Source organism: Bacillus sp. AG4(2022) (genome assembly GCF_031844465.1).
In the GTDB taxonomy this organism is placed as follows: Bacteria; Bacillota; Bacilli; order Bacillales; family Cytobacillaceae; genus Bacillus_AB; species Bacillus_AB infantis.
In genome coordinates this window covers 435,605-458,679 of sequence record NZ_JAUZVH010000003.1, presented here as the reverse complement: position 1 = coordinate 458,679, position 23,075 = coordinate 435,605, and the positions used below count along the sequence as shown (strand labels likewise).

Here is a 23,075-nt window from a genome sequence, read left to right as displayed (position 1 = left end):
GGGTTGGGGCAATAAATGCCCGCCGAATAATAATAATAGTGACTCTGGATGCTTCCGAGGAAGCAGGACCTTGATTTTATACACATATAAGGAGTGTTTACTCATGGATAATGTATTTGATTACGAGGATATTCAATTAATTCCGGCAAAATCAATTGTGAACAGCAGGACTGAGTGTGATACAACGGTTGAGTTTGGAGGACGCACCTTTAAGCTGCCGGTTGTGCCTGCCAATATGCAGACCATTATTGATGAGCGCATTTCCATTCAATTAGCAGAAAAGAATTATTTTTATATCATGCACCGCTTCCAGCCTGAGAAGCGCCTTGCATTTGTAAGGGATATGAAATCACGCGGATTATATGCGTCAATCAGCGTCGGTGTTAAAGAGGAAGAATACACTTTCGTTCAGCAGCTGGCTGAGGAAAATCTGGTTCCTGAATATATTACAATCGACATCGCCCATGGCCATTCCAATGCAGTGATCAAAATGATTCAGCATATCAAGCAGCTCCTTCCGGGAAGCTTTGTCATCGCAGGGAATGTCGGCACGCCTGAAGCAGTCCGTGAGCTGGAGAATGCGGGTGCTGATGCAACGAAAGTTGGAATCGGGCCAGGGAAGGTCTGCATTACGAAAATCAAAACCGGCTTTGGAACCGGCGGCTGGCAGTTGGCTGCATTAAGATGGTGCGCCAAGGCAGCAAGCAAGCCGATCATTGCGGATGGGGGCATCCGCACACATGGCGATATCGCCAAATCAGTCCGTTTCGGCGCTTCCATGGTCATGATCGGTTCCCTTTTTGCGGGACATGAAGAATCCCCTGGAGAAACAGTCGAAGTTAACGGGAAGCTGTACAAAGAATACTTCGGATCTGCTTCCGAGTTCCAAAAAGGCGAAAAGAAGAATGTTGAAGGCAAGAAAATGCACGTAGAATACAAAGGTGCTTTAGAAGATACGCTGATCGAAATGGAGCAGGATCTTCAGTCCTCCATCTCCTATGCGGGAGGAAACAAGCTGTCCGCCATCAAGAACGTGGACTATGTGATTGTCAAGAACTCCATCTTTAATGGAGATAAAGTATACTAATCAGCAAGCCGCCTGTCCTGGATAGGCGGTTTTTTGCTGCATTCAGAGGATAAAAATAAAATAAGAGGGACTTTTTTGAAACCAAAAACGGTTTGGAATTGTCTAACTGCCAGGAAGAAGGGGGGAAGGAATTGGAGAAAAAAGAAAGAGACCAATTGCTGACAGAAGCCATGGATGAATATGGGCATTACCTGACCCGGCTCGCTTATGCTTTTGTAAAAGACGAAGCGAAAGCGGAGGATATCATCCAGGAGGTCTATATCCGCTATTATCTGAAACTGGAACAATTCGAAGGCCGGTCCAGTGTTAAAACCTATTTATACAGAATGACCGTGAATGAATGCAAAAACTACCTGAAAAGCTGGGGTTTCCGAAAAATAGATTTTTTTAATAGAAAAAGTGTGATGCCTTCATCCGATTTTACGCCTGAAGAGGAAGTGCTGAGGCGGGAAGAGGAAAGCAGGACTTTCCGGCTGATTGACAGGCTGCCGGTCAAATATAAGGAAGTTCTTTGGCTTCATTATTATGCAGAGCTTTCTGTAAAGGAGATCGGGGATATTTTGAAGTGCCCGGCCAATACGGTGAAAACCAGGCTGGCCAGGGGAAGGAAGATAGCTCGTCTGACAATGGGAGAGGAGGAGATTGATGATGCCAAAGAATATTAAACAGGAACTTGAGGACAGCATCCCGGATCATATCACCATGTCAGGCAGGCAGAAGCAGAAAATTTTAACAGAGGCAGCCAAACGCCTCGAACGCAGGCCCCGCCGCACCAGCAGACTCATTCTGCCCCTTGTCAGTGCTGGCGCTATCCTCGGGCTGTCGGGCATACTTGCCGCTCCCTATGTTCAGGAAGAGCTGAAAGAGAGTGAAGTGCGCCAGCAGCTTGACGACTCTTTAGAAAAAGTGACGGTTCCAGACGCAAGCTATCCTTCTTTAATCAACTCTCAATATATTGGGGACACCAAAGAGCTTGTCTACACAGACGGAAAAGGGTTCTATTCCTTTAATAAGGAAACAAAAACAACAGAGACGCTGGTCAAGCCGGAAGAGAAGGCGGGTTTGTATGAATTTGCGGTGAATGAAGATTGGCTTGTATGGGGCAGCAGGAGCAAGCTGTACGCCCTTGACCGTCATACTAAAGAAATTGAAGAGATTCCTGGTAGTGCTGCTGCAGGCGATTTTCAGATTGAAGAGGATAGACTAAGCTACCTTTCGGCTGATGGCCAATCATGGGGATATAAACTGCTGGATTTGTTTACATTTTCTGAATCTAATTTGCATGAGCTCACAGGAGAAGGCACAAACAGCCAGACATCCCGGGATGAAGGACATATTGTCATACCAGAAACCATTATGGAAAATGGTGAAAAGAATATTCATTTTACCCTCTATGACTTAAAAGGCAGGGAAGAGGAAGAGGAATTCACAGTTCCTTATGATCAGGCTGTCAATGTTACACTGACCGATGACAAAATCTATGCGGAGCTTTCAAATGAGGGGAGGTCTCCGGTTTTAGCATACATCAGCCTGGAAGACGGGAAGCTTTACAAAGTAAAGACTCCTCCCTTCGATGCCTATGCCGTATACGAAGATTACCTGGCTTTGAGTATACCTGAAAAAGAAGATTCGAATACGGTCAAGCTGTACAGGATCGTCGATGACGGTGCAAAGCCCCTGCCTGCCTTTGAGCATGTAGAAGAACGGCTGGTCAAACCGAGGTTTACAGCTGACGGGGTGCTTGTGGTGAACGGAGAAGGCGAGGACTTTTCTATGTATCTTCTGGATACAGGAAAAATTAATAATTGAAGGAGAGATTTACTTCAGCTTGGTGCTGAGCAGAGAAAATCTCTCCACCCATTTGTTGCTGGCGCTATAATAATTGTAAATGGGAGATAAAAGAGGAGAGGGGCGGTTTCAATCGATTTGTTTGAATTGTACTATAAAAAATACAATGAAACGGTGCAGGCGGAGGATTATATTGAGTGGGCCGGCGGCTGCCTGGAGCTTGATACACGCGAAATCCTGAAGCTCGCCGGGATGAGGGCACCCTTAAATTTATTTGAAGTGGAAAGCATGTTTGCGGATGCAATGAAAAGTGCTGGATATGAAGCTCCTCCTGAAGAAGAGTGCCTTGAATACCATCTAAAGCAGCTGCATGCAAAGTTATTGATGCCTGCAGAGAATGCCATTGAAAGGGTTAAAGAGATTTATGTCTGTACGGCGCGAAATGGCTTATCAGAAGAACAGATGGATTGGCAGGAGGTCAGCGATGCCATTGATGACTTTGAGTTCGGTGATAATATCCCTGGCTATAACATGGATAAGATCCATGAACTGATCATGACAAACGCCAGGAGGCTCTGGCATACTAAATTCAGCAAAATATCTTTCGGGGATTTCATTGGGCAAAAAATTACTAAAGTCGAGACAGAAGGTCAATTTATAATTGAATTTGAGAAGGGATATCTCAGTATCGAGTGCCCCTGGAGGATACGAAAGGCAGATGGAATTCTGCTGGGAGAAACTGATATACGCTCAAATTCAAGAGAATGGAAGTCTGTCATAGAGCTTTTGGCCGGCAAAAGAATTGAGGATGTCAGGCTGCTGGAGCAGTGTCCGTTTCTTATAGTACAGTGCGGTGACCTGTTCCTGGATTTATTCCATGCAAGTTCTTTTTTCGACGGATGGACCTTGGCTGACGAGGAAGATTTCTATCTGTTTTCCATGCATGGCGGGAGTATAGCTTAACTATAAGAAGGAACAAGAAAAACGGCACCCATCCAGGTGCCGTCTTCTATTATCCGGCTTTCTCAGCCAGCTCCATCCCGTTTTTCAGGCTCTTGAACCTCAGGTAAAAGGCGCATGTCATGACCAGGGACAAGGCCCCGAAGATGACGCTCATATACTGCAGGCCGACCGCATCAAGCAGGAACCCTGTCATAAGGAGGACGATCTGGAAGACCAGGCGGTCGAGCATGTTCCGGAAAGAGAAAAAGCGGCCATGGAAATCCTTTGGCACCCGTGTCTGGAAGATGGTGGCTGCAGTCGGGAAGAAGCAGCCGACCGCAAAACCGAAGATCAGGAATGCCAGGACAGACAGAACAGGTATATCAGCAAAATAAAGGATCAGCTGCGATATGCCGATGATAAAGGAAAAGAAAAACAGGATGCTGTATGGCGAGCTTTTGCCGCTGATTTTTTTTACCGCAAAGGCGCCGAGCATGAAGGCGACTCCCTCAGCAGTATAAATCCACCCTTTAATGGCCGAGCTGTCCTGAAGCTCGCTGATATTGATGACCATCAGGTTAAATCCGCCAAGAAATAACAGCGGGACAAGCGTCAGCACGAGTGTCATGAATACAATCGGAAGCCCCTTGATGACAGGGAAGACCTCTGAAAATCCTGCAGGCTTCTGTTTGGCATCTTCCTGCTTCTCCGGCTCCTTTTTCTCCTCAAAGCTCAGGAAGCATGTGAGAAGGAATAAGCCCAGATAGGCAGCGAGGGACAAGAGATACAGCATGGATAAAGACATGATGACCAGGAATACCCCGGCAACGGCAGTTCCAAGCACACGTGAAAGAGTGGATACATTCATGTACACGCCGTTCAGCTGCAAGAGATCTTTCTCGCCGACTACCATCGGGATGGCTGCCTGGAGGGCAGGGAAATAGAAGGCAGCCGAAATCTGCAGGCAGACGAGGAATACGACCATCCACCAGACTGAGCCGGTGTGGATGGCGATCAGCATAAATACAACGCTCACAGAGCGGGCGAAGCCGGAAACAAGCATGACGGTTTTCTTGCTTGCCTGATCTGTAATCCTGCCGGCTGCAGGACCGACTGCAAGGCCGGCAAGCAGACCTGCTGCAAGTATTAAAGATTTCAAGAAATCTGACGGCACTTTTTCCTGCATAAATTCAAGGTTTCCGATAATTCCGAGCCACAGGCCGAGCCCTGCAATGAACTCCCCTGTCAGTAAAATCCACACATTCTTATTTCTCCACATATCTGCAGCCTCACGTTTCTGAATTATTTCGTTTCTCTAAAGATACTACAGAATTGAAATTTAATGAATGGGTTTACAAAAACTTCTTGCTTTATACAAAAATAAAGAAAAAATTAGAAATGGAAGTCTTTTTGCGCTTGTGCCCTGTCTAACAGATAGAAATAAAAAAAGGGGGTATCTCCTTGGATACAGCAAAGTTCATTAAGAAAGCCAGGAAAGGGGATGATGAAGCTTTTTATGAGCTGATGCAAGCGCACAAAGTGCAGCTGCTCAAAATTGCCTATTCTTATTTAAGAAACGAGGAGGAGGCGCTTGAAGCCCTGCAGGAGGTCACATTCAGGGCATACCGGTCCATCCGCAGCCTGAAACAGGCAGATTATTTCTCCACCTGGCTGATCCGGATCATGCTTAACTACTGCCATGATCAAAGCAGAAAGAAAAAAAGAGCAGCACCTTTGGATCTTACAGAGTCATTGGCGGAAACATACAATTACAGCCAAGCGCTTGAAATTGAGGAAGCATTGGAAAAAATAGATTCAAAGTGCCGGGAAGTTATTATCCTGAAGTATTATCATGATATGAAAATAAAAGAAATCGCGAACCTGCTGGAAAGTCCGGAAAGTACCATTAAAACATGGCTGTATAAAGGGCTCAAGGCTCTTCGTGAGCAGCTGGGTGAAAGAGGTGAAGCCAATGTTCAGTAATGAAGAGAGAGAGCTGGACCGTTCAAGGAAAGAACTCGACCGTTTGATGGTTTCAAATGAGCTGGCAGACCAGGCTATCATGGCTGGAATCAGGCAGGCTAAAGCGGCAGGCAGGAAAAGGAAAAAGTATGCCTCTCTTTTTACTGCCGCGGCCGCGGCTCTCATTTTGCTGTTTTCTGTTAAAGGAGGCAGCACGATGGCTGAGTATTTCTCTAGTTTGCCAGGCCTTGAGAAAGTTATGGAGCTTGTCAGCGGCGACAGAGGTCTGATGGCAGCAGCTGAAAATGAATATATACAAAAAATCGGAGCGTCTGCTGAACATAATGGCATAAAGGCAACCCTGGACTCCGCGATTTACGATGAACAGGCATTGATTCTTTTTTACAGCTATGAGGCCGAAAATAAAACTGCAGATGTTTACACGACAGATATAACCCTGCTTGACCGGGAAGGAAATAAGCTGCCATACCAAGCGAATCATGGGACTTTTTGGACTGCGGACAGAGAAGATTTGCATGAAATCCGTTTTCAGCTGGATGATGCGGCAGATCTTCCTGATGAATTGAGCCTTTCAATGGGGTTCACAGTGAATGACAGCCGCCAGTCTGAATCGGTCGTTCTGCCGTTTGCACTGGATAAAGAGAAGCTGGCTGAGAAAAAGGTGTACAGCCTGAATAAAACAGTAACGGTTGAAGGGCAGAAGATGACTGTAAAGGATGTCAGCATCTATCCATCACAAACAGCGGTGAGAATTGCTTTTGATCCGGATAATACGAAAAAAATCTTTGGGTTTAACGATCTCCATATCGCTGATGAAAATGGGGGCAAGTGGAAGGCCAATCATGTAAAAGATGAAAAAGTGAATGACAACGAAACAGTCATATATTTAGAAAGCAGCTATTTTGCAGATCCGAAAGAATTGTATCTGCGCTTCAACAGCATCCGTGCCCTGGATAAGGATGAACTCATTGTCCGGGTGAACCCCTCAGATAATAAAATCATAAAGGCGCCGAAGGATGGAAAGCTGAAATCAGCAAGTGTTTTTAAAGACGAGCTCCAGCTTAAACTGGAAGCACCTTTCAGCTTTTTGGATACAATGATTTTCATGCATGCAGCGGATCTGGAAGGCCGGACTATTGGAGAGGGGCTGTCTTTTGGGGCAGGCGGTTCGCCAGTCGATAAGGAGATCACCTATTATGTTCCGTATCCAAAGGAAGAAGCCGGTGATCAAGATATCCTTCTCGAGCTTCTTGACTACCCTGCATCCATCAATGGGAATGCAGAAATAAAATTGAAATAAGAAAAGGGGTATCCTCACATCTGAAGGATACCCCTTTTCTAATTACACTGCATCAGCAGCTGACCGTAAAGCATGATCTTTCCTGCCATGCAGGAAATAATACAGCACAGCAGACAACAGGATCAGTGCAGCCATCATGATATACAGGCTGCTGTAGCCTGTTATGGGAATGACGAGTCCAAGCAGGTAAGGGCCGAATCCAAGGCCGGCATCAAGGAAAATAAAGAAAGTTGATGTGGCCAGCCCCAGCCTGTGCGGAGCCGTCAGCTTGACGGCGATCGCCTGTGTGCTTGACTGCATATTCCCGAATCCAAGGCCGATCAGGACACCTGATAGGAGCAGGACAAAGCTTGACCCTGCTGTGCTTAACAGAATCATACCGGCTGCGAACAGGATGAATGCCGGATACATGATATAGTTGGCGCCCTTCAGGTCCATCATGCGCCCTGTAAACGGACGGGACAGCAGGACGGCAACTGCATAGACAATAAAGAAAAAGCTTGCCGCGTCCACAAGATCAAGCTCCATCGCATAGAAATTGATGAAAGAAAGGACGCTGGAATAACAAAATGCGATTGCCAGGGTGATGACCGCAATCGGCAGCGCTTTTGGTTCCACAAAGTCCGAAACCCTGAAGCCTTTTGCTTCTGCGCTCTTCGGAGAGCCTGTGACAGGCGGGACAGTGACAAGAAAGGCAGTCACAAGACTGATAATTCCCAATGCCAGACAAAAGCTGAATATCATTTCAAAGCTTGTATGCTGGCTCATATAAATCCCGATAAATGGTCCGACGGCTGTCGCCAGTGTCGCGCTCATGCTATAGTAGCCGATCCCTTCGCCTTTCCGGGCTGCCGGAATGATCTGCGCAACGATTGTGCCTGTAGCGGTACTGGCCATGCCAAGCGTAATTCCGTGAACGAAACGGTTGGCAAGAAGAAAGGCAACCCCGGCGTGGACAAAATATAAAAGAGTAGTCAGCGTAAAGAAAATCAGTCCGATGAACAGCATTCTTTTGCGGCCGACCAGATCGATATAGCGCCCGATGAACAGCCTCCCGATGAGCGTCCCGATAATAAAGATCCCTGTTACAAGTCCGGCCTGGCTTGTCGATGCATCATATTCATTGACGGCATAGACAGAGATGGTGACCATCAGCAAGTAAAAGACAAGTGTTAAAAAAAAGTTGATGGAGGATACAACGATGAAGTCCTTCGTCCAAAGTTTTGCTTCTGAGCTGTTCAATGTGCTTCCCCCTGTTCCATTAAGTTGCTGCGGATGCCTTCCATGATGCGAATGGCTTCGAGCTGTTCTTCTTCTGTAAAACCTTTAAGGATTCTCTGCTCAAATTCATCAATGGTCAGCCGCACTTCACTGTAGACTTTATGGCCGAGCCCTGTGAGCTGCATCCTTTTTTCACGTCGGTCTTTGCTTGGCACCTGCTCTACAAAGCCGAGCTCCTCCAGTCTGGTGATCGTCCGTGTGACGGTCGGTTTTTCGACACCCTGATAGTGGGAGAGCTCCACAAGAGTGGCTGAACCGAAATTAGCGATATAATATAAAATCGTCCATTGCGCCCTCTGAAGCTGATGCTGTGCAAGAAGCTGGTTAAGCTTATTTTCAAACGGGCGGTAGAGCATCAATAGCTGATGAAAAAATTTCTGAAACGTTTTGATAGCAAACACCTCTATATAGTTATCAATAATAATAGTTACCGTGAGTAACTATAATAATATAACAGAAAATGTCTGCCTCTGTCCAGAGAACAGGCTTTTTTTTACAATTCTAAGGCGGGGCGGCAGGAAAGAGACATGGGGTTTTCCCTTTCTCTATGATAAAATTTTATTATCAAAAACGGACGAGGGGATATAGTTGAACATTCAATTGGACAGCAAAAAAATAAAAGAGGCGTGCGGGCTGGTTTCTTTTAGGAAAGGGGATTCTTTCTACCGTTCCAAAAAGGTAGTGTTCAGCCTGTATGAGCCGGAATATTGCGAGGCAGATGTGATGGCTGCCGAGGATTTCCATGTCATCATCCAGGGGGATGGGAAAGGCGGCTATCATGCGGACTGCAGCTGTCCGAGACTTGCTTCGGTTAAAACAGACTGCCAGCATATTGCCGCCGTCCTGCTGGCCATTCTTGACCATCAGAAAAAGGGCACAGTCCCGTTGGCGGATGTGGAGAGAGCGGGGCATGAGTCGCTGGCGGAAAGTCTGCTGACGATTTTTGAAAAAGAGCATTCCCGCTCAAGCGGGGAACAGCTTCACTTCGAAGACAGACAGCCGGCAGAAGCCTCCTTTTCCTGCATGCCGGTATCTCTTGCGGATGGAAGCACCATGCTGGGAATAGAAGCCAGCATAGACCTGCATCCGGTCAGGGACATCAGAAAATTCCTTATGGATGTAAAAGAAAGAAGCTCGAGTGCAGTTTCCCCCTTCTTTACATACGAACCTGCCGGGCATTATTTTCGGAAAGAGGATGATGCTGTGCTCCAGGAGCTGATGCGGATCATTGAGGATGAGCAGGCCCATAAAGAAGGACAGACTTTAGAAGCTGAATCGTCTATCCTGCTGATCCCGCCTACCTCCTGGAGGCGGCTCCTTTCCCTTCTCACAGCTGCCCCGATGGTTCAGCTCAAAAATAAAGGGCAGGTATACGAAGGCATCAGCTTGCCGGTGGAGCCGCTGCCACTGTCGTTCCGTTTTGAATTGAACGAAGATAAAGGCGGCCGGCTTGTGATGAAAGGCATGGACAAAATCTTAATTCTGCAGGCATATCAGTCTGTTTTGTACCGGGGGATGATCTATCAGCTGGAAAATGAGGACTGCAAGCGCCTGGCGGACCTGAAGGGAATGCTCTCGGCTTCAGGGACAGACCGGATTCCCATACAAAAAGAACAGGTCGGCTTTCTGCTGGAAAAGGTCGTACCAGGATTGAAAAAGCTGGGAGAAGTGCATCTTCCAGGCGGGATCAATACCCAGCTCATCCAGTCGCCGCTGACAGCCAAACTCTACTTGGACCGCCTGAAAAACAGGCTCCTTGCAAGCCTTGAATTTCAGTATGATAATGTCGTCTTTAATCCGCTTGAGGAGAAGGAATTCCATACAGATTTCCTTCTGATCAGAGATGAAGAGAAGGAAAGAAGCATCCTGGAAGTGATGGAGGAAAGCAGCTTTGCCAGAACCGACAGCGGCTACTATCTCCAGAATGAAGAGCTGGAATATGAATTCCTGTACCGGCAGCTTCCAAAGCTTCAGACGATGGTCAAGGTCTATGCGACAACTGCGATCAGGAACCGCATCTTCAGGGAAAGCATTCATCCGCGCATTTCCGTTAAAGTGAAAAAAGAACGGACCAATTGGCTGGAATTCAAATTTGCTATGGACGGGATCCCTGAGCATGAAGTTCGCGGCCTTTTGGCTTCGCTTGAGGAAAAAAGGAAATATTACCGGCTGCGGGACGGGGCGCTGCTCTCCCTTGAATCCAGAGAGTTTGATGAAATCAGACGGTTTTTGAATGAGGTTCCTGCCCAGGATGAGGATCTGGAAGAGGGGCTGAACGTCCCCATGGTCCCAGGGCTCCGCCTTATGGGATCACTGGAGGAAGGGGAGGTATTCAGCTTTGAAGATTCTTTCCGGAACTTTATTAAGGAGGTCCGGACCCCTGGCAGCCGCCAATTTGCCGTACCTGAAAGCCTTGAGCCTGTACTGCGCGACTATCAAAAACAAGGCTATCAATGGCTGAAAACATTGGCGGGCTATGGTTTCGGCGGCATCCTTGCAGATGATATGGGACTGGGAAAGACGCTCCAGGCTATCGCCTATATCCTGTCCGAGCTTCCGGCAATCCGGAGGCTGCAGCAGCCTGCCCTCATCGTATGCCCATCCTCCCTGACCTATAACTGGCAGAGTGAATTTGAGAGATTTGCACCGGAGATCAAGAGCATAGTGATGGACGGCAGCAAATCTGAAAGGGAGAAGATGCTCGCAGAAGCAGGAGACCTGGATGTCCTGATTGTGTCATACCCGCTGCTCCGCAAGGACATCAGCAGCTATGAGAAACAGCATTTCAGCACAGTCTTTTTTGACGAGGCACAGGCGTTTAAAAATCCTGTCACCCAAACGGCGAGGACGGTTAAGCGGCTCCAGGCTGGAAACCGGTTCGCGCTTACAGGGACACCGATTGAAAATTCACTGGAGGAACTATGGTCGATTTTCCATGTAATCTTCCCGGAGCTCTTCCAGGGGCTCCGCGAGTTCAGCTTTCTTGACAGGAAAACAATCAGCAGGAGGACCAGCCTGTTCCTGCTTAGAAGATTAAAATCGGATGTGCTTTCGGAGCTTCCGGAAAAAACGGAATATCTAGAGTCGGCCGAGCTGCTGCCAGATCAGAAAAAGCTGTATGCCGCCTATTTGGCCAAGCTCCGTCATGACACACTTAAGCATCTGGACAAAGATACGCTCCGAAAAAACAAGATCAGGATCCTTGCCGGACTCACCAGGCTGAGGCAGATCTGCTGCCATCCGGCCCTTTTCGTGGACGGGTACAAAGGAAGCTCGGCGAAATATGAGCAGCTGCTGCAGATCATTAAAGAATCACGTCTGTCAGGCAGGCGGGTGCTGATTTTTTCCCAATTCACAAAGATGCTCGATATGATTGGAAGAGAATTGGCCAGGCAGGGCATCGGCTTTTTCTACCTGGATGGACAGACTCCCTCTGAGGAGCGGGTCAATCTGTGCGGGCGCTTCAACAGCGGTGAGCATGACTTTTTCCTGATTTCTCTGAAGGCGGGGGGGACCGGCCTGAATCTGACCGGCGCCGATACGGTCATCCTTTATGATCTCTGGTGGAATCCTGCAGTCGAGAATCAGGCTGCCGACCGGGCCTATCGAATGGGCCAGAGGCATAATGTGCAGGTGATCAAGCTGCTGGCCCGCGGCACCATTGAGGAGAAAATGAACGAACTGCAGGATAAGAAACGGAATCTCATTGAAGAGGTCATCGAGCCTGGCGGAAAAAGCGCGGGTATGCTCACAGAGGATGATATCCGGGAGATATTGAACGTCTGACAATTTTAAAAATAAGGACACAGGAGAAAAGCTTATGGCTAAAACAATCGCTGAAAAATTGAATCTATTAAAGTACAAAAAGGCAGCCGTTCTCCATATGCCTGAAGGAAAGAACTATTTACCTGAACTGGAGGGTTATAGTACCAGGCTTGCAGAAGGTACTTCCTACGACCTGGTTTTTGCATTTGTACTCGATATGCCTTCCCTGCAGGAAACTGTTTCTGAAATCATAAATGACCGTTATCTGGAGCCTGGCGGCTATCTGTACTTAGCTTATCCGAAAAAGGGCAATAAGGTGTACGGCAGTTTCATCCATCGTGATGAACTGCTCTCGGGCCTGGGAGCTGATGAGGATGGCTATGTTAACGGTAGCAGCATCAAATTCTCCCGGATGGTAGGGCTTGATGAGGTGTTTACGGTAGTGGGGCTTAAAGAAGATCCGGACGGAAAAAATAAAGCCTCTGCCAAGGCAAGCCAATGTGTGGATGATTATATCGATCAGATTCCTGAGGTAGAGGAAGATCTAGAAGACCGGCCTGATCTGCTCTCATTCTACCAGTCCCTTACCCCGGGATACCGGAAGGACTGGGCCAGGTATGTCTACAGCGCCAAGCAGGAAGCAACAAGGGATAAAAGGCGGGAAGAGATGAAAATGATCATGGCGGAAGGATATAAAAGCAGGGATTTGTACAGGAGAGACCGTTCGTAAGAATCTCACGCTGTCTGTACTGCCTAAAAGCAGAAGGCGGACAATAATTGTGTTTTCCTGTAAGCCTCCGTACACGGCTGATGATTTGCAGAGCATGGACCATAACAGCAAGATTGAAGACGAAACCGGCAGCTTTATCCTGTAAAATGGCCATACAAAGCAGATGGACAGGAGGGAGTAGGTTGGAGAAGGTTTCTTTGTCTTTTGAAGAGATGTGGGAAAAAATCCTGGCATGTGACCGGACATATGACGGCCTCTTTTTTACAGCAGTGAAAACAACCAAAATCTATTGCAGGCCATCCTGCCGGTCAAGGAAGCCGAAAAAGATCAATGTTGAATTCTATTTTAGTAAAGCGGAGGCGGAGCGGAAAGGCTATCGGGCCTGTAAAAGGTGCCAGCCGGAAGTGGAGCATTCCCCTCAAGTCGGGCTGGTCCGGAAGGTCGTTGCTTTTCTGATCAATCATTATGGGGAAAAAGTGACGCTGCAGGATATTGCGGAGGATGCAGGGATGAGTGCATTCTATCTGGAACGGTTATTCAAAGAGGAAACATCGGAAACACCGCGCGAATACCTGGAAAAGGTCCGGGTGGATAAAGCTGCCCACCTGCTGGCTCACTCCGGGCTGACGAATTTGGAGATATGCTTTGAAGCAGGATTTCACAGCCCTTCAAGTTTTTATAAAAGCTTCCGGAAGTTGAATGGCTGCACGCCAAGTGAATACCGGAAACGAAAGCAGGTGCCTCAGGAATGAGGTGGAAAGACGATCAGTCTTCAATGGAGCTGGAGCTGCCTGCTCATTTTTCTTTCAGTGAAGCCCTCATCTTCCTGGGCAGGTCAAGCCAGGAGATCCTCCATTATGTTGAAGGTTCTGCAGTTTTTAAGGGGATTATCTTTGATGGGGAAGTGATCCTTCTGAAGCTAAGCTCTACAGAAACCCATCTTCAAGCGAGCTTTCTGCTTGGGCCTCCATCCCATAATGGAAGAAAGAAGGCAGCAGCCTTTATTGAAGAGTGGCTTGATTTAAAGCGTGATGCAAGTGGTTTTGTAAGGATGGCCGCCCGTGACCCGCTTCTGAAGAGTCTGGCCGAACGGTATGCCGGACTGAGGATCATAGGAATACCGGATTTATTTGAAGCGCTTGTCTGGGCGGTCATCGGCCAGCAGATCAATCTCACCTTCGCCTATAAGCTGAAAAAGGCATTCACCGAAAAGTATGGGTCATGCTTTCCTTATGAGGGCAGGTGCTTTTGGTTATTTCCTGAACCAGGGATGATTGCTGCCCTTGAACCGGAAGAGCTGAAGCAGCTGCAGTTTACAGGCCGGAAAGCAGAATACATTATTGGGATTGCAAAGCTGATGGCAGAAAAAAAGCTGAAAAAGGATGATCTGTTAGGCCAGCCGGGGGCAAGGGATGTGCTGATGTCTCTTAAAGGAGTCGGGGCATGGACCGCAGATTATGTAAGGATGAAATGCCTGCTTGACCCTGCCGCTTTTCCAATTGGGGACGCAGGGCTTCAGAACGCCTTAAAGCTGCAGATGGGCTTAGACAGAAAGCCGTCTATTGAAGGAATTGAAAAAGCCGCAAGCCGGTGGGCAGGCTGGCAGGCTTATGCAGTCTTTTATTTTTGGAGGTCTTTATATGAGTGAAGTATATCGGGCTGATTACGAATCGCCGATCGGCACCATTGAAATTGCCGGCAATGAGCAGGCTGTTGTCTCAATATTATTTACAGATCGTGAAAAAGCGGAATACCCTCTGGAAAAATGGTTTCCTGAAGCCATTAAAGAATGCTGGCAGCAGCTGGACGAATATTTCAAAGGGGAGCGCAGAGAATTTACTTTTCCATATATGCTGCAGGGGACTGATTTTCAGCAGCGTGTCTGGAATGCTTTAACTTCCATTCCTTATGCCAGCACAGGCACATACAAGGATATTGCCTCCCTGATTGAAAACGAAAAGGCGGTAAGGGCAGTAGGGACAGCAAACGGAAGAAATAAGCTGAGCATTGTGCTCCCCTGCCACCGGATCATTGGCACAAATGGGACGATGACCGGCTATGCCGGTGGGATATGGAGGAAAGAGTGGCTTTTGGAGCATGAGCGGAAGCATTTCAGCAAAAAGAGCTGAGAAAAAGCTGTCCGGAAGTCTTGCGCATTATGTTAATATTTTGAAAATAATGTTAATATAATAGGTAAACGCTATGATGGGAGGCCTTCCATGGACAGGAAATACAACGATTTAATTGGCGATATTCTTGAAAATGCAGGTGAAAAAGATAACTTCAGCGGTAAAGGAAAGCCGCTGCCTAAAGAGTATTTGGAGCAGGATACCTACCAGCGCTTCCAGAAAATTGCCAAGGATGCCGGCTATCTGCCCCCATGGCTCAAGCTCCAGAAAGAAATCTCCGAAATGGTCCATGCATGCCAATCAGAGCAGGACGCTGCTGCTATTAACGAAATGATCAGGAAATACAATATGGCATGCCCCCCGCCGATGCAGAAAAACATTATCCGTTTCCATGACCTGGAACAGGCAAAGAGGATCTGGCAGGTATAGGGGACTTTAACAGCTGCTTGCGGGCGGCTTTTTATTTTGTAAAAAGAGAAAAATTTGTGCACAGGCCATCACTCCTTCGACTTTGTTTTCCAGTAAATAACACGCATCCTTGCAGTGAAAAAGGGAAAACCCCAATGGGAGGGTGATTGCATTGCAGATTGAAAAAAAGGTGTATGATAATGATGAGGATGTGTATATTCAGGTAGGGAAGTATAAAATGATTGTGGAAAAAAGGTATAATCTGCTTTCCTGGCTGAATGATTTCTTTCTTGGTGTCTTATATTTTATCGGAAGCATCCTGTATTTAACTGATGTAGATCAAAGAATAGCTATATCATTTTTCCTCGCTGGCAGTGTCCTGATGATTGCCAGGGCGGTTTTAAATATATTGAAGGACTTGCATATCAGGAGTATTAAGCCGGGCAGCGGTAAAGGAAGATTGAAGGAACGGGAAAATGAATAACAGCTGTGGTCGGGAGAAGCTAACGCTGTCTCTCGATTTTTATTTACACATTGGCATATGATTTTCAATTTCCTTATACCAGGTTGTCGCTCACTGCAGAAGAATATACAATAAAAGAAGAGGAAGAAATTTGAAGGATTTTTAATCTCCTTGACTGCAGTAGTGTATTATAAGTAAAATATAAGTAAAATATTTTACTTAAGATGCTTGAACTGCTGTATGCGGAGATTTGGAATAGGAAAAGAAGCTGCAGTTTGCGTTTGAAGAGGAGGCGGAGGGTTAATGGCGACAATTAAAGGGATTGCAGAGGAAGCGGGGTTTTCGATTTCGACCGTCTCCCGCGTTTTGAATAATGATCAAAGCCTTTCAGTGCCGGATGAGACCCGGGAAAAAATTTATGAGGCGGCAGAAAAGCTTAATTATCGCAAGAAAACAATTAGGCCGCTCGTAAAGAATATTGCTTTTTTGTATTGGCTTACAGACATTGAAGAACTGGAAGATGTATACTTTAAGTCGATGAGGCTGGAAGTGGAAAAACTTGCGAAGCAGATGAATGTTGAATTGGAAACTTATAAAATATCAGAAGGTATCAATCGCATTCCCGAAGATATAGAAGGCTTTATCGCAGTAGGGACTTTTTCCGATAAAGAGCTTGAACATCTAAAGGGACTAACTAAGAATGGAGTATTTATAGACTCGACCCCTGAGCCGAATATTTATGATTCGGTCAGGCCGGATCTCGCTCAGATAACGAAAAGGACAGTTGATTTCTTTATGGATAAAGGGCACAGCGATATAGGCTTTGTTGGCGGCACTTTTCATAATCCTAACACCGGCGGAGAAGAAATGGATCTTCGTGAGAGAACCTTCAGGACTTATATGGAAGAGAAAGGATTGCTGAAGGAAGAATATATTTTCTGCCATAGAGGATTTTCCGTGGAGAATGGATACAAATTAATGAGTGAAGCCATCAGCAAGCTGGGGGGCAATCTTCCTTCTGCCTTCTTTATTGCAGCAGACCCCATTGCGGTCGGCTGCCTGCAGGCATTAAATGAGCATGGCTATGCCATTCCCAATAACGTAAGCGTTATCAGTGTGAATAATATCAGTGTGGCTAAATATGTATCTCCGCCGCTCACCACTTTCCATATTGATACAAAGGAGCTTTGCAAAAATGCTTTGGAAATGCTGCTGGAGCAGCTGGTGGAAAAGCGGAAATATGTAAAAACCTTATATTTAGGTTCGGAATTGATTGTCAGAAAAAGTGCGGATTAAGCTTTATGTAAGTAGGCGTCTCCATTAGGAGACGTTTTTTCTTTTTTTTGTAAACTTTTTTACTTATTTTTAGTAAATTAATATAGACATATTTTCCTTGTGATGCTATATTAATTTTAGTAAAACGCTTTCATAAGGATTTCAGAATAGTCAATTATAAAGAAGGGGTGTCAATGATGAAAAATGTTAAAAAGTATTTCGGCATCATGAGCGGTATTGCTTTAAGTTTATCGTTAGTGGCTTGCGGCCCTCAGGAAAGCAGCAGTGATTCGTCAGGAAAGAAAGAAACAGCGGGTAAGAACGGCTATGATTTACTGGTTTGGGAAGATATAGAGAAGTCTGACGGCATTAAAGATGCCATTGCTAAATTTGAAGAAGATAATGATGTAACAATTAAAGTGGTGGAGAAACCATACGCACAGCAAATTGAAAATCTGCGTTTAGACGGTCCTGCTGGCACAGGCCCGGATGTACTGACTATGCCTGGAGATCAAATCGGGACAGCAGTAACAGAAGGGTTGATCAAGGAACTTTCTGTGGGGGACGAAGTGAAATCTATCTATACGGATGCAGCGATGCAATCCCAAATTGTCAATGAAAAGGCATATGGCCTCCCTAAAGCAGTGGAGACAACAATGCTCTATTACAATAAAGACCTGGTTTCAGATGAGGAACTTCCTCAGACGCTGGAAGAATGGTATGACTTTTCAAAAGAAACTTCAGATGGCAAAACGTTTGGATTCCTTGCTCTGTTTGACCAGATTTATTATGCCCAAAGCGTCATGAGCGGTTACGGCGGATATATCTTTGGCCGTGATGACAGCGGTAATTATGATCCAGCTGACATTGGCCTTAATAATGAAGGAGCAGTCGAAGGCGCCAAAGTTATCCAGAAATTTTATAAAGAAGGTCTTTTCCCGGCTGGGATCATAGGGGAGCAGGGAATCAATGTTCTGGAATCCCTTTTCACGGAAGGCAAGGCGGCTGCCATCATTTCCGGTCCATGGAATATTGAGCCATTCGCCAAAGCAGGCGTCAACTATGGCGTAGCCAAACTTCCGGCACTTGAGAATGGTGAGAATATGAGCTCGTTTATAGGTGTAAAGAGTTATAATGTCAGCTCTTATTCCAAGAATGCCGAGCTTGCTGAGGATTTAGTCGAATTCCTGGCAAATGAGGAAAACTCAAAAGCGAGATATGAAATCACTAAAGAAGTGCCGGCTGTCCAGGCGTTGGCTGATGATCCGGTAGTAACAGAAAGCGAAGCTGCCCAGGCAGTTGCGGAACAGGCCCAGTATTCTGAACTGACGCCTAATATTCCGGAAATGAACGAAGTGTGGACTCCTGCCGATGCGGCACTGCAAACGATTGCTACAGGCAAAGCGGAGCCAAATGAGGCGTTAGATCAGGCTGCCGGCACAATCAAAGGCCAAATCGAAGCGAAGCACGGCAAAAAATAATTAAAAGAATAATGGTGCCAAACGGTTACATGGTTTGGCACCATTTATGTTAGTGACAAGAAAACCATCCATTTGGATATTGGTTAAAGAGGTGAAAAACAGTGTCACATAGTCGAAAAGCATTGCTGTTATCCATAATCCCCGGAGCGGGCCAGTTTTACAATAAGCAATGGGTGAAAGGCCTTCTGCTGCTTCTTCTGGGGGCATCCTTCTTCCTTGTTTTCGGTGACCTGCTGAATATGGGTTTCTGGGGAATCTTCACTCTGGGAACAGAAGTCCCCCGTGACAATTCGATCTTTTTGCTGGCTGAAGGAATCATAGCCATCATAGTTACTTGCTTTGGGCTCGGATTATATTATTTCAATTTGCGTGATGCTTTTGTGAATGGAAGATTGAGAGATGAAAACAGGAAGCTCAATTCTCTTAAAGATCAGTACCAAAACCTGATTTCACAGGGCTATCCATATGTAATCAGCGGTCCTTCTTTGTTCATCCTGATTTTTGCGGTCATCTTCCCAATCCTATTCAGTTTTGCGCTGGCATTTACCAACTATGATCTCTATCACTCACCTCCTGCCAATCTGGCAGACTGGGTGGGCCTTGAAACGTTTGCCCAGATCTTTACGGTTGATATCTGGCGCGCAACCTTCTTCGACGTACTTGCCTGGACGGTTGTCTGGACTCTGGCAGCTTCTTCGCTGCAGGTTTGCCTGGGCATCTTAATGGCGGTCATCGTGAACAACAAGGACATTAAGTTCAAGAAATTTTTCCGGACAGTCTTGGTGCTGCCGTGGGCAGTTCCTGGATTTGTTACGATCCTGATCTTTGCCGGGCTTTTCAATGACAGCTTTGGAGCGATCAATAACGATATCCTGGCGGCACTTGGAATAGACCCTGTGCCTTGGATGACGGATGCGAACTGGTCGAGGCTTGCTTTGATCCTTATGCAGGGCTGGCTCGGATTTCCGTATATTTTCCTTGTGACAACGGGAGTTCTGCAATCCATTCCGGATGATTTGTATGAGGCGGCAACCATTGACGGGGCCTCCGTTTTCGCGAAGTTCAGGTTTATTACGATGCCGATGATCCTGATTGCAATGGCACCGATCATCATCACGCAATTCACGTTCAATTTTAATAACTTCAATATTATCTATCTATTTAATGGCGGCGGCCCGGCAAGCGCCGGTTCAACAGCGGGCGGTACTGATATTCTGGTGTCATGGATCTATAAGCTGACGATGCAGTCCAGCCAATATTCGCTTGCTGCAGCCTTGACGATTCTGCTGTCTGTTTTTGTTATAGCGATTGCCCTATGGCAATTCAGGCGGACGAACTCATTTAAAGAGGGGGCTTGAAGATGGCGAATGTGAAAAAGAGAAAGTTCGTGCACCTCTTTATTTTATATTTCATTTTGATAGCCATGTCGGTGATCATTATTTATCCCCTCCTTTGGACAGTAGGGGCAAGCTTCAACCCGGGCAATAGTTTGATCAGTACATCCATCATTCCGGAGAATCCGACGCTGGATCATTACAGGGAACTGTTTGCCGGCAAAGACAGCCTCCAGTATGGCCAATGGTATCTTAACTCTTTGAAAATCAGTATTTTTACTATGATCGGGACCATTTTGAGCGTTTCCTTTACAGCGTATGCTTTTTCCAGATTCCGTTTTAAGGGTAGGAAGAATGCACTGACCTTATTCCTTCTCCTGCAGATGATCCCGCAATTTTCAGCATTGATTGCCTTGTTTGTTCTGGCTCAATTGCTGGGAATGATGAACAGCCACTGGCTGCTGATCCTGCTTTATATCGGGGGGCAGATCCCGATGAATACGTATCTGATGAAGGGATATATGGATTCCATCCCGCTTGATCTTGATGAAAGTGCCAAGATTGACGGCGCCAGCAATACAAGGATTTTCTTTCAGATTCTTATGCCGTTATCGAAACCGATGATAGCTGTCGTGGCGATGAACGGGTTCACGGGCCCGCTCGGGGATTTTGTATTGTCTTCTACCATCCTTAGAACACCTGAGTCCTATACACTTCCCATTGGATTGTACAATCTGGTGAATGAGGTAATGGGTGCGAGTTATACAACTTTTGCAGCGGGTGCCATCTTGATCAGTATTCCAATCGCCATCATTTTCATCGTGCTTCAGAAGCACTTTGTGTCTGGATTGACGGCTGGAGGAACGAAAGGCTGATAAGCTGCACCGGGAGGAGAGTTTAAATGTCAACACTAAAGAAAACACAAGTGACAAAAGCGGATTTTATGCTTCATGGAGGCGATTATAATCCTGATCAGTGGCTGGACCGCCCTGATATACTGGCCGATGACATCAAATTGATGAAGCTTGCGCATACAAATACCTTTTCAGTGGGGATCTTCGCCTGGAGCGCCCTTGAACCTGAGGAAGGGCATTTTACCTTCGAATGGCTTGATGAGATCATCAATAATATCGACGGAATCGGCGGCAAGGTAATCCTTGCTACTCCAAGCGGCGCCCGCCCTGCATGGATGTCGCAGAAGTATCCTGAGGTCCTCAGGGTAAACGGAGAGAGGGTCAAACAGCTTCATGGCGGCAGGCACAACCATTGCTTTACGTCTGAGGTCTACCGCGAGAAAACTCGGAAGATCAACAGGCTCCTTGCTGAAAGATATGCAGGCCACCCTGCGCTCCTGATGTGGCACATTTCCAATGAGTATGGCGGGGAATGCCACTGCAGCAGCTGCCAGGCAGCCTTCCGGAACTGGCTGAAAGACAAATACAATCATAGTCTCAAAGCATTGAATGACGCCTGGTGGGGTCCTTTCTGGAGCCATACTTTCAGCGATTGGGAACAGATTGAGTCCCCTTCGCCGATCGGGGAAAATGCCGTTCACGGCCTTAACCTGGATTGGCGCCGCTTTATAACAGACCAGACGATCTCTTTTTATAAAAACGAAATCGTACCTTTAAGGGAGATTACACCCGGTATTCCAATCACAACCAATTTTATGGCAGATACAATGGATCTTATCCCGTTCCAGGCCCTTGATTATTCCAAGTTTGCCAAGCATCTGGATGTCATCAGCTGGGATGCCTATCCTGCCTGGCATAATGACTGGGAGTCCACAGCGAATCTTGCCATGAAGACAGCTTTTATCGATGATTTATACCGCAGTCTGAAACAGCAGCCGTTTCTGCTGATGGAGTCTACGCCAAGCGCTGTAAACTGGCACCCTGTCAACAAAGCGAAGCGTCCCGGCATGCACCTTTTATCTTCCATGCAGATGATCGCCCACGGATCTGACAGCGTTATGTATTTTCAATGGCGCAAGTCAAGGGGGTCATCTGAGAAGTTCCATGGAGCGGTTGTAGACCATGATAATAGTGCCGATAACCGGGTCTTCAAGGAAGTCGCGGCAGTGGGTGAAACTCTTGAAAAGCTTTCTGCTGTCGTAGGAACCAGCCGCCCTGCTGAAGCTGCCATCCTGTATGACTGGGAAAGCAATTGGGCCCTGAACGATGCCCAGGGGTTCGGTCTGGAAACGAAACAATATCCGCAAACACTACAGGAACATTACCGCACCTTCTGGGAGAAAGATATTCCAGTCGATATCATCACGAAAGAGCAGGATTTCACGGCATACAAGCTGATTATCGCCCCGATGCTGTATCTGGCAAGCAAAGAAACGATTGCTAGGCTGAAATCCTTTGTGGCCGGCGGCGGTACGCTGGTCATGTCCTATATCAGCGGTGTAGTGGACGAAAATGACCTGGTTTATTTCGGCGGATGGCCGGTGGACCTCCAGGAAACCTTCGGGCTAAAGCCTGTCGAGACTGATACTTTATATCCTGGGGACAGCAACACGGTAACATATAAAAACAAACAATATGTGCTGAAAGATTATGCGACTGTGATAGAACTGGCCGGTGCCAAAGCCGACGGGATATACGAACAGGATTTTTATGCCGGTCTCCCGGCTGTCGCAAGCCACCAGTTTAAAGAAGGAAATGCGTATTATATCGGGGGTCGCCTGGATGCTCAGTTCCACCGTGATTTTTACAGCGGATTAATGGCTGAATTGGACTTAAAGGCCGCTTTCCCTGTTAAGCATGAGAGCGGGGTTTCTGTGCAGGTAAGGCAGGATGAGGAGAAGGATTATATATTTGTCATGAACTTTACTGAAGAGAAGCAAGCTGTGGTTTTTGAGCAGCAGGCAAAAGAGATTCAGACAAATGAAGAACTGTCCGGCGAAATCACTTTGAAACCGTACGAAGTTAGAATAGCAGAAAGAACCAGATAAAAAGAAAGGGGTGATCCTGATGCGGTCACTCCTTTCTTTAATAGATGAGGAATTGTTAAATTAAAACCTTGTAAACTTTTTAGTAAAAACATTGATTTATTTACTAAAAGTAATAAAATAAAAGTAAGCGATTTATTCATTTGTACG

At 46.6% G+C, this 23,075-nt stretch carries 21 protein-coding genes; 18 read left to right on the top strand and 3 right to left on the bottom strand.

The window, feature by feature from the left end; translation table 11 throughout:
* Positions 1–103: 103 nt before the first annotated feature.
* From guaC to Q9R36_RS11200, 4 genes are all read left to right on the top strand, one after another.
* On the top strand, positions 104–1,087 hold the full coding sequence (gene guaC / locus Q9R36_RS11215) for a GMP reductase (protein ID WP_094767991.1): 984 nt from the start codon (positions 104–106) through the stop codon (positions 1,085–1,087).
* 131 nt (positions 1,088–1,218) lie between these two features.
* Positions 1,219–1,752, top strand: coding sequence for a sigma-70 family RNA polymerase sigma factor (locus tag Q9R36_RS11210; RefSeq protein WP_165352691.1), 534 nt, complete (start codon positions 1,219–1,221; stop codon positions 1,750–1,752).
* The gene (locus Q9R36_RS11205) at positions 1,733–2,896 is read left to right on the top strand and encodes a hypothetical protein (RefSeq protein WP_311225122.1); all 1,164 of its coding nucleotides are present in this window, start codon (positions 1,733–1,735) and stop codon (positions 2,894–2,896) included. Before Q9R36_RS11210 ends, Q9R36_RS11205 begins: the two co-directional genes overlap by 20 nt.
* A gap of 117 nt (positions 2,897–3,013) precedes the next feature.
* Complete coding sequence (locus Q9R36_RS11200; protein WP_129613861.1) at positions 3,014–3,838, top strand: hypothetical protein; 825 nt, start codon at positions 3,014–3,016, stop codon at positions 3,836–3,838.
* 49 nt (positions 3,839–3,887) lie between these two features.
* Here Q9R36_RS11200 and Q9R36_RS11195 read toward each other — a convergent pair whose 3' ends face one another.
* Positions 3,888–5,096, bottom strand: a complete 1,209-nt coding sequence (locus Q9R36_RS11195) for an MFS transporter (RefSeq protein ID WP_129613862.1) — start codon at positions 5,094–5,096, stop codon at positions 3,888–3,890.
* A 182-nt stretch (positions 5,097–5,278) separates the two neighbouring features.
* Here Q9R36_RS11195 and Q9R36_RS11190 point away from each other — a divergent pair, with 182 nt between their 5' ends.
* Both Q9R36_RS11190 and Q9R36_RS11185 read left to right on the top strand, forming a co-directional pair.
* Complete coding sequence (locus Q9R36_RS11190) at positions 5,279–5,800, top strand: sigma-70 family RNA polymerase sigma factor (protein WP_129613863.1); 522 nt, start codon at positions 5,279–5,281, stop codon at positions 5,798–5,800.
* Entirely contained in the window at positions 5,790–7,100 is a 1,311-nt protein-coding gene (locus Q9R36_RS11185; protein WP_101552075.1) for a DUF4179 domain-containing protein, read from the top strand. The genes Q9R36_RS11190 and Q9R36_RS11185 overlap by 11 nt, the downstream gene beginning before the upstream one ends.
* A 42-nt stretch (positions 7,101–7,142) precedes the next feature.
* On the opposite strand, the gene Q9R36_RS11180 is transcribed toward Q9R36_RS11185, so the two are convergent.
* Complete coding sequence (locus Q9R36_RS11180) at positions 7,143–8,342, bottom strand: MFS transporter (RefSeq protein WP_311225121.1); 1,200 nt, start codon at positions 8,340–8,342, stop codon at positions 7,143–7,145.
* A complete protein-coding gene (locus tag Q9R36_RS11175) occupies positions 8,339–8,737 on the bottom strand; it encodes a MarR family winged helix-turn-helix transcriptional regulator (protein WP_170939467.1) in 399 nt (132 codons plus the stop codon). The genes Q9R36_RS11180 and Q9R36_RS11175 overlap by 4 nt, the downstream gene beginning before the upstream one ends.
* A 232-nt stretch (positions 8,738–8,969) precedes the next feature.
* Between Q9R36_RS11175 and Q9R36_RS11170 the strand changes: the two genes are divergently transcribed.
* From Q9R36_RS11170 to Q9R36_RS11115, 12 genes are all read left to right on the top strand, one after another.
* Positions 8,970–12,167, top strand: coding sequence for a DEAD/DEAH box helicase (locus Q9R36_RS11170; protein WP_311225120.1), 3,198 nt, complete (start codon positions 8,970–8,972; stop codon positions 12,165–12,167).
* A 34-nt stretch (positions 12,168–12,201) separates the two neighbouring features.
* Complete coding sequence (locus Q9R36_RS11165; RefSeq protein WP_101552069.1) at positions 12,202–12,876, top strand: YdeI/OmpD-associated family protein; 675 nt, start codon at positions 12,202–12,204, stop codon at positions 12,874–12,876.
* A gap of 212 nt (positions 12,877–13,088) precedes the next feature.
* Positions 13,089–13,628, top strand: coding sequence for a bifunctional transcriptional activator/DNA repair enzyme AdaA (locus Q9R36_RS11160; protein WP_180827428.1), 540 nt, complete (start codon positions 13,089–13,091; stop codon positions 13,626–13,628).
* Positions 13,625–14,524, top strand: coding sequence for a DNA-3-methyladenine glycosylase family protein (locus Q9R36_RS11155; protein ID WP_101552066.1), 900 nt, complete (start codon positions 13,625–13,627; stop codon positions 14,522–14,524). The genes Q9R36_RS11160 and Q9R36_RS11155 overlap by 4 nt, the downstream gene beginning before the upstream one ends.
* Positions 14,517–15,005, top strand: a complete 489-nt coding sequence (locus Q9R36_RS11150; RefSeq protein WP_101552064.1) for a methylated-DNA--[protein]-cysteine S-methyltransferase — start codon at positions 14,517–14,519, stop codon at positions 15,003–15,005. The genes Q9R36_RS11155 and Q9R36_RS11150 overlap by 8 nt, the downstream gene beginning before the upstream one ends.
* 90 nt (positions 15,006–15,095) lie before the next feature.
* Entirely contained in the window at positions 15,096–15,434 is a 339-nt protein-coding gene (locus Q9R36_RS11145) for a DnaJ family domain-containing protein (RefSeq protein WP_129613865.1), read from the top strand.
* A gap of 142 nt (positions 15,435–15,576) precedes the next feature.
* Positions 15,577–15,897 carry a YrhK family protein gene (locus Q9R36_RS11140; protein WP_257964289.1) on the top strand — a complete coding sequence of 107 codons (321 nt, stop codon included), beginning with the start codon at positions 15,577–15,579 and terminating at the stop codon, positions 15,895–15,897.
* A 282-nt stretch (positions 15,898–16,179) separates the two neighbouring features.
* Positions 16,180–17,172 (top strand): galactan degradation operon transcriptional regulator GanR, encoded by a 993-nt coding sequence (locus Q9R36_RS11135; protein ID WP_101552062.1) that lies wholly within the window; start codon positions 16,180–16,182, stop codon positions 17,170–17,172.
* Between the two features lie 176 nt (positions 17,173–17,348).
* The gene (gene ganS, locus Q9R36_RS11130; RefSeq protein ID WP_101552154.1) at positions 17,349–18,632 is read left to right on the top strand and encodes an arabinogalactan oligomer ABC transporter substrate-binding protein GanS; all 1,284 of its coding nucleotides are present in this window, start codon (positions 17,349–17,351) and stop codon (positions 18,630–18,632) included.
* Positions 18,633–18,733: 101 nt separating this feature from the next.
* Positions 18,734–19,990 (top strand): galactooligosaccharide ABC transporter permease GanP, encoded by a 1,257-nt coding sequence (ganP, locus tag Q9R36_RS11125; protein ID WP_101552060.1) that lies wholly within the window; start codon positions 18,734–18,736, stop codon positions 19,988–19,990.
* A gap of 2 nt (positions 19,991–19,992) precedes the next feature.
* Complete coding sequence (ganQ, locus tag Q9R36_RS11120; RefSeq protein WP_101552059.1) at positions 19,993–20,841, top strand: galactooligosaccharide ABC transporter permease GanQ; 849 nt, start codon at positions 19,993–19,995, stop codon at positions 20,839–20,841.
* Between the two features lie 26 nt (positions 20,842–20,867).
* Entirely contained in the window at positions 20,868–22,928 is a 2,061-nt protein-coding gene (locus tag Q9R36_RS11115) for a beta-galactosidase GanA (RefSeq protein ID WP_101552057.1), read from the top strand.
* Positions 22,929–23,075 lie beyond the last annotated feature (147 nt).

Coding starts and splice junctions, on each gene's coding strand:
- ganS (WP_101552154.1), top strand. CDS start 17,349: ATGAAAAATGTTAAAAAGTATTTCGGCATCATGAGCGGTATTGCTTTA.
- Q9R36_RS11165 (WP_101552069.1), top strand. CDS start 12,202: ATGGCTAAAACAATCGCTGAAAAATTGAATCTATTAAAGTACAAAAAG.
- Q9R36_RS11185 (WP_101552075.1), top strand. CDS start 5,790: ATGTTCAGTAATGAAGAGAGAGAGCTGGACCGTTCAAGGAAAGAACTC.
- Q9R36_RS11195 (WP_129613862.1), bottom strand. CDS start 5,096: ATGTGGAGAAATAAGAATGTGTGGATTTTACTGACAGGGGAGTTCATT.
- Q9R36_RS11150 (WP_101552064.1), top strand. CDS start 14,517: ATGAGTGAAGTATATCGGGCTGATTACGAATCGCCGATCGGCACCATT.
- ganQ (WP_101552059.1), top strand. CDS start 19,993: ATGGCGAATGTGAAAAAGAGAAAGTTCGTGCACCTCTTTATTTTATAT.
- Q9R36_RS11160 (WP_180827428.1), top strand. CDS start 13,089: ATGTGGGAAAAAATCCTGGCATGTGACCGGACATATGACGGCCTCTTT.
- Q9R36_RS11205 (WP_311225122.1), top strand. CDS start 1,733: ATGATGCCAAAGAATATTAAACAGGAACTTGAGGACAGCATCCCGGAT.
- Q9R36_RS11175 (WP_170939467.1), bottom strand. CDS start 8,737: ATGCTCTACCGCCCGTTTGAAAATAAGCTTAACCAGCTTCTTGCACAG.
- Q9R36_RS11145 (WP_129613865.1), top strand. CDS start 15,096: ATGGACAGGAAATACAACGATTTAATTGGCGATATTCTTGAAAATGCA.
- guaC (WP_094767991.1), top strand. CDS start 104: ATGGATAATGTATTTGATTACGAGGATATTCAATTAATTCCGGCAAAA.
- Q9R36_RS11155 (WP_101552066.1), top strand. CDS start 13,625: ATGAGGTGGAAAGACGATCAGTCTTCAATGGAGCTGGAGCTGCCTGCT.
- Q9R36_RS11135 (WP_101552062.1), top strand. CDS start 16,180: ATGGCGACAATTAAAGGGATTGCAGAGGAAGCGGGGTTTTCGATTTCG.
- Q9R36_RS11115 (WP_101552057.1), top strand. CDS start 20,868: ATGTCAACACTAAAGAAAACACAAGTGACAAAAGCGGATTTTATGCTT.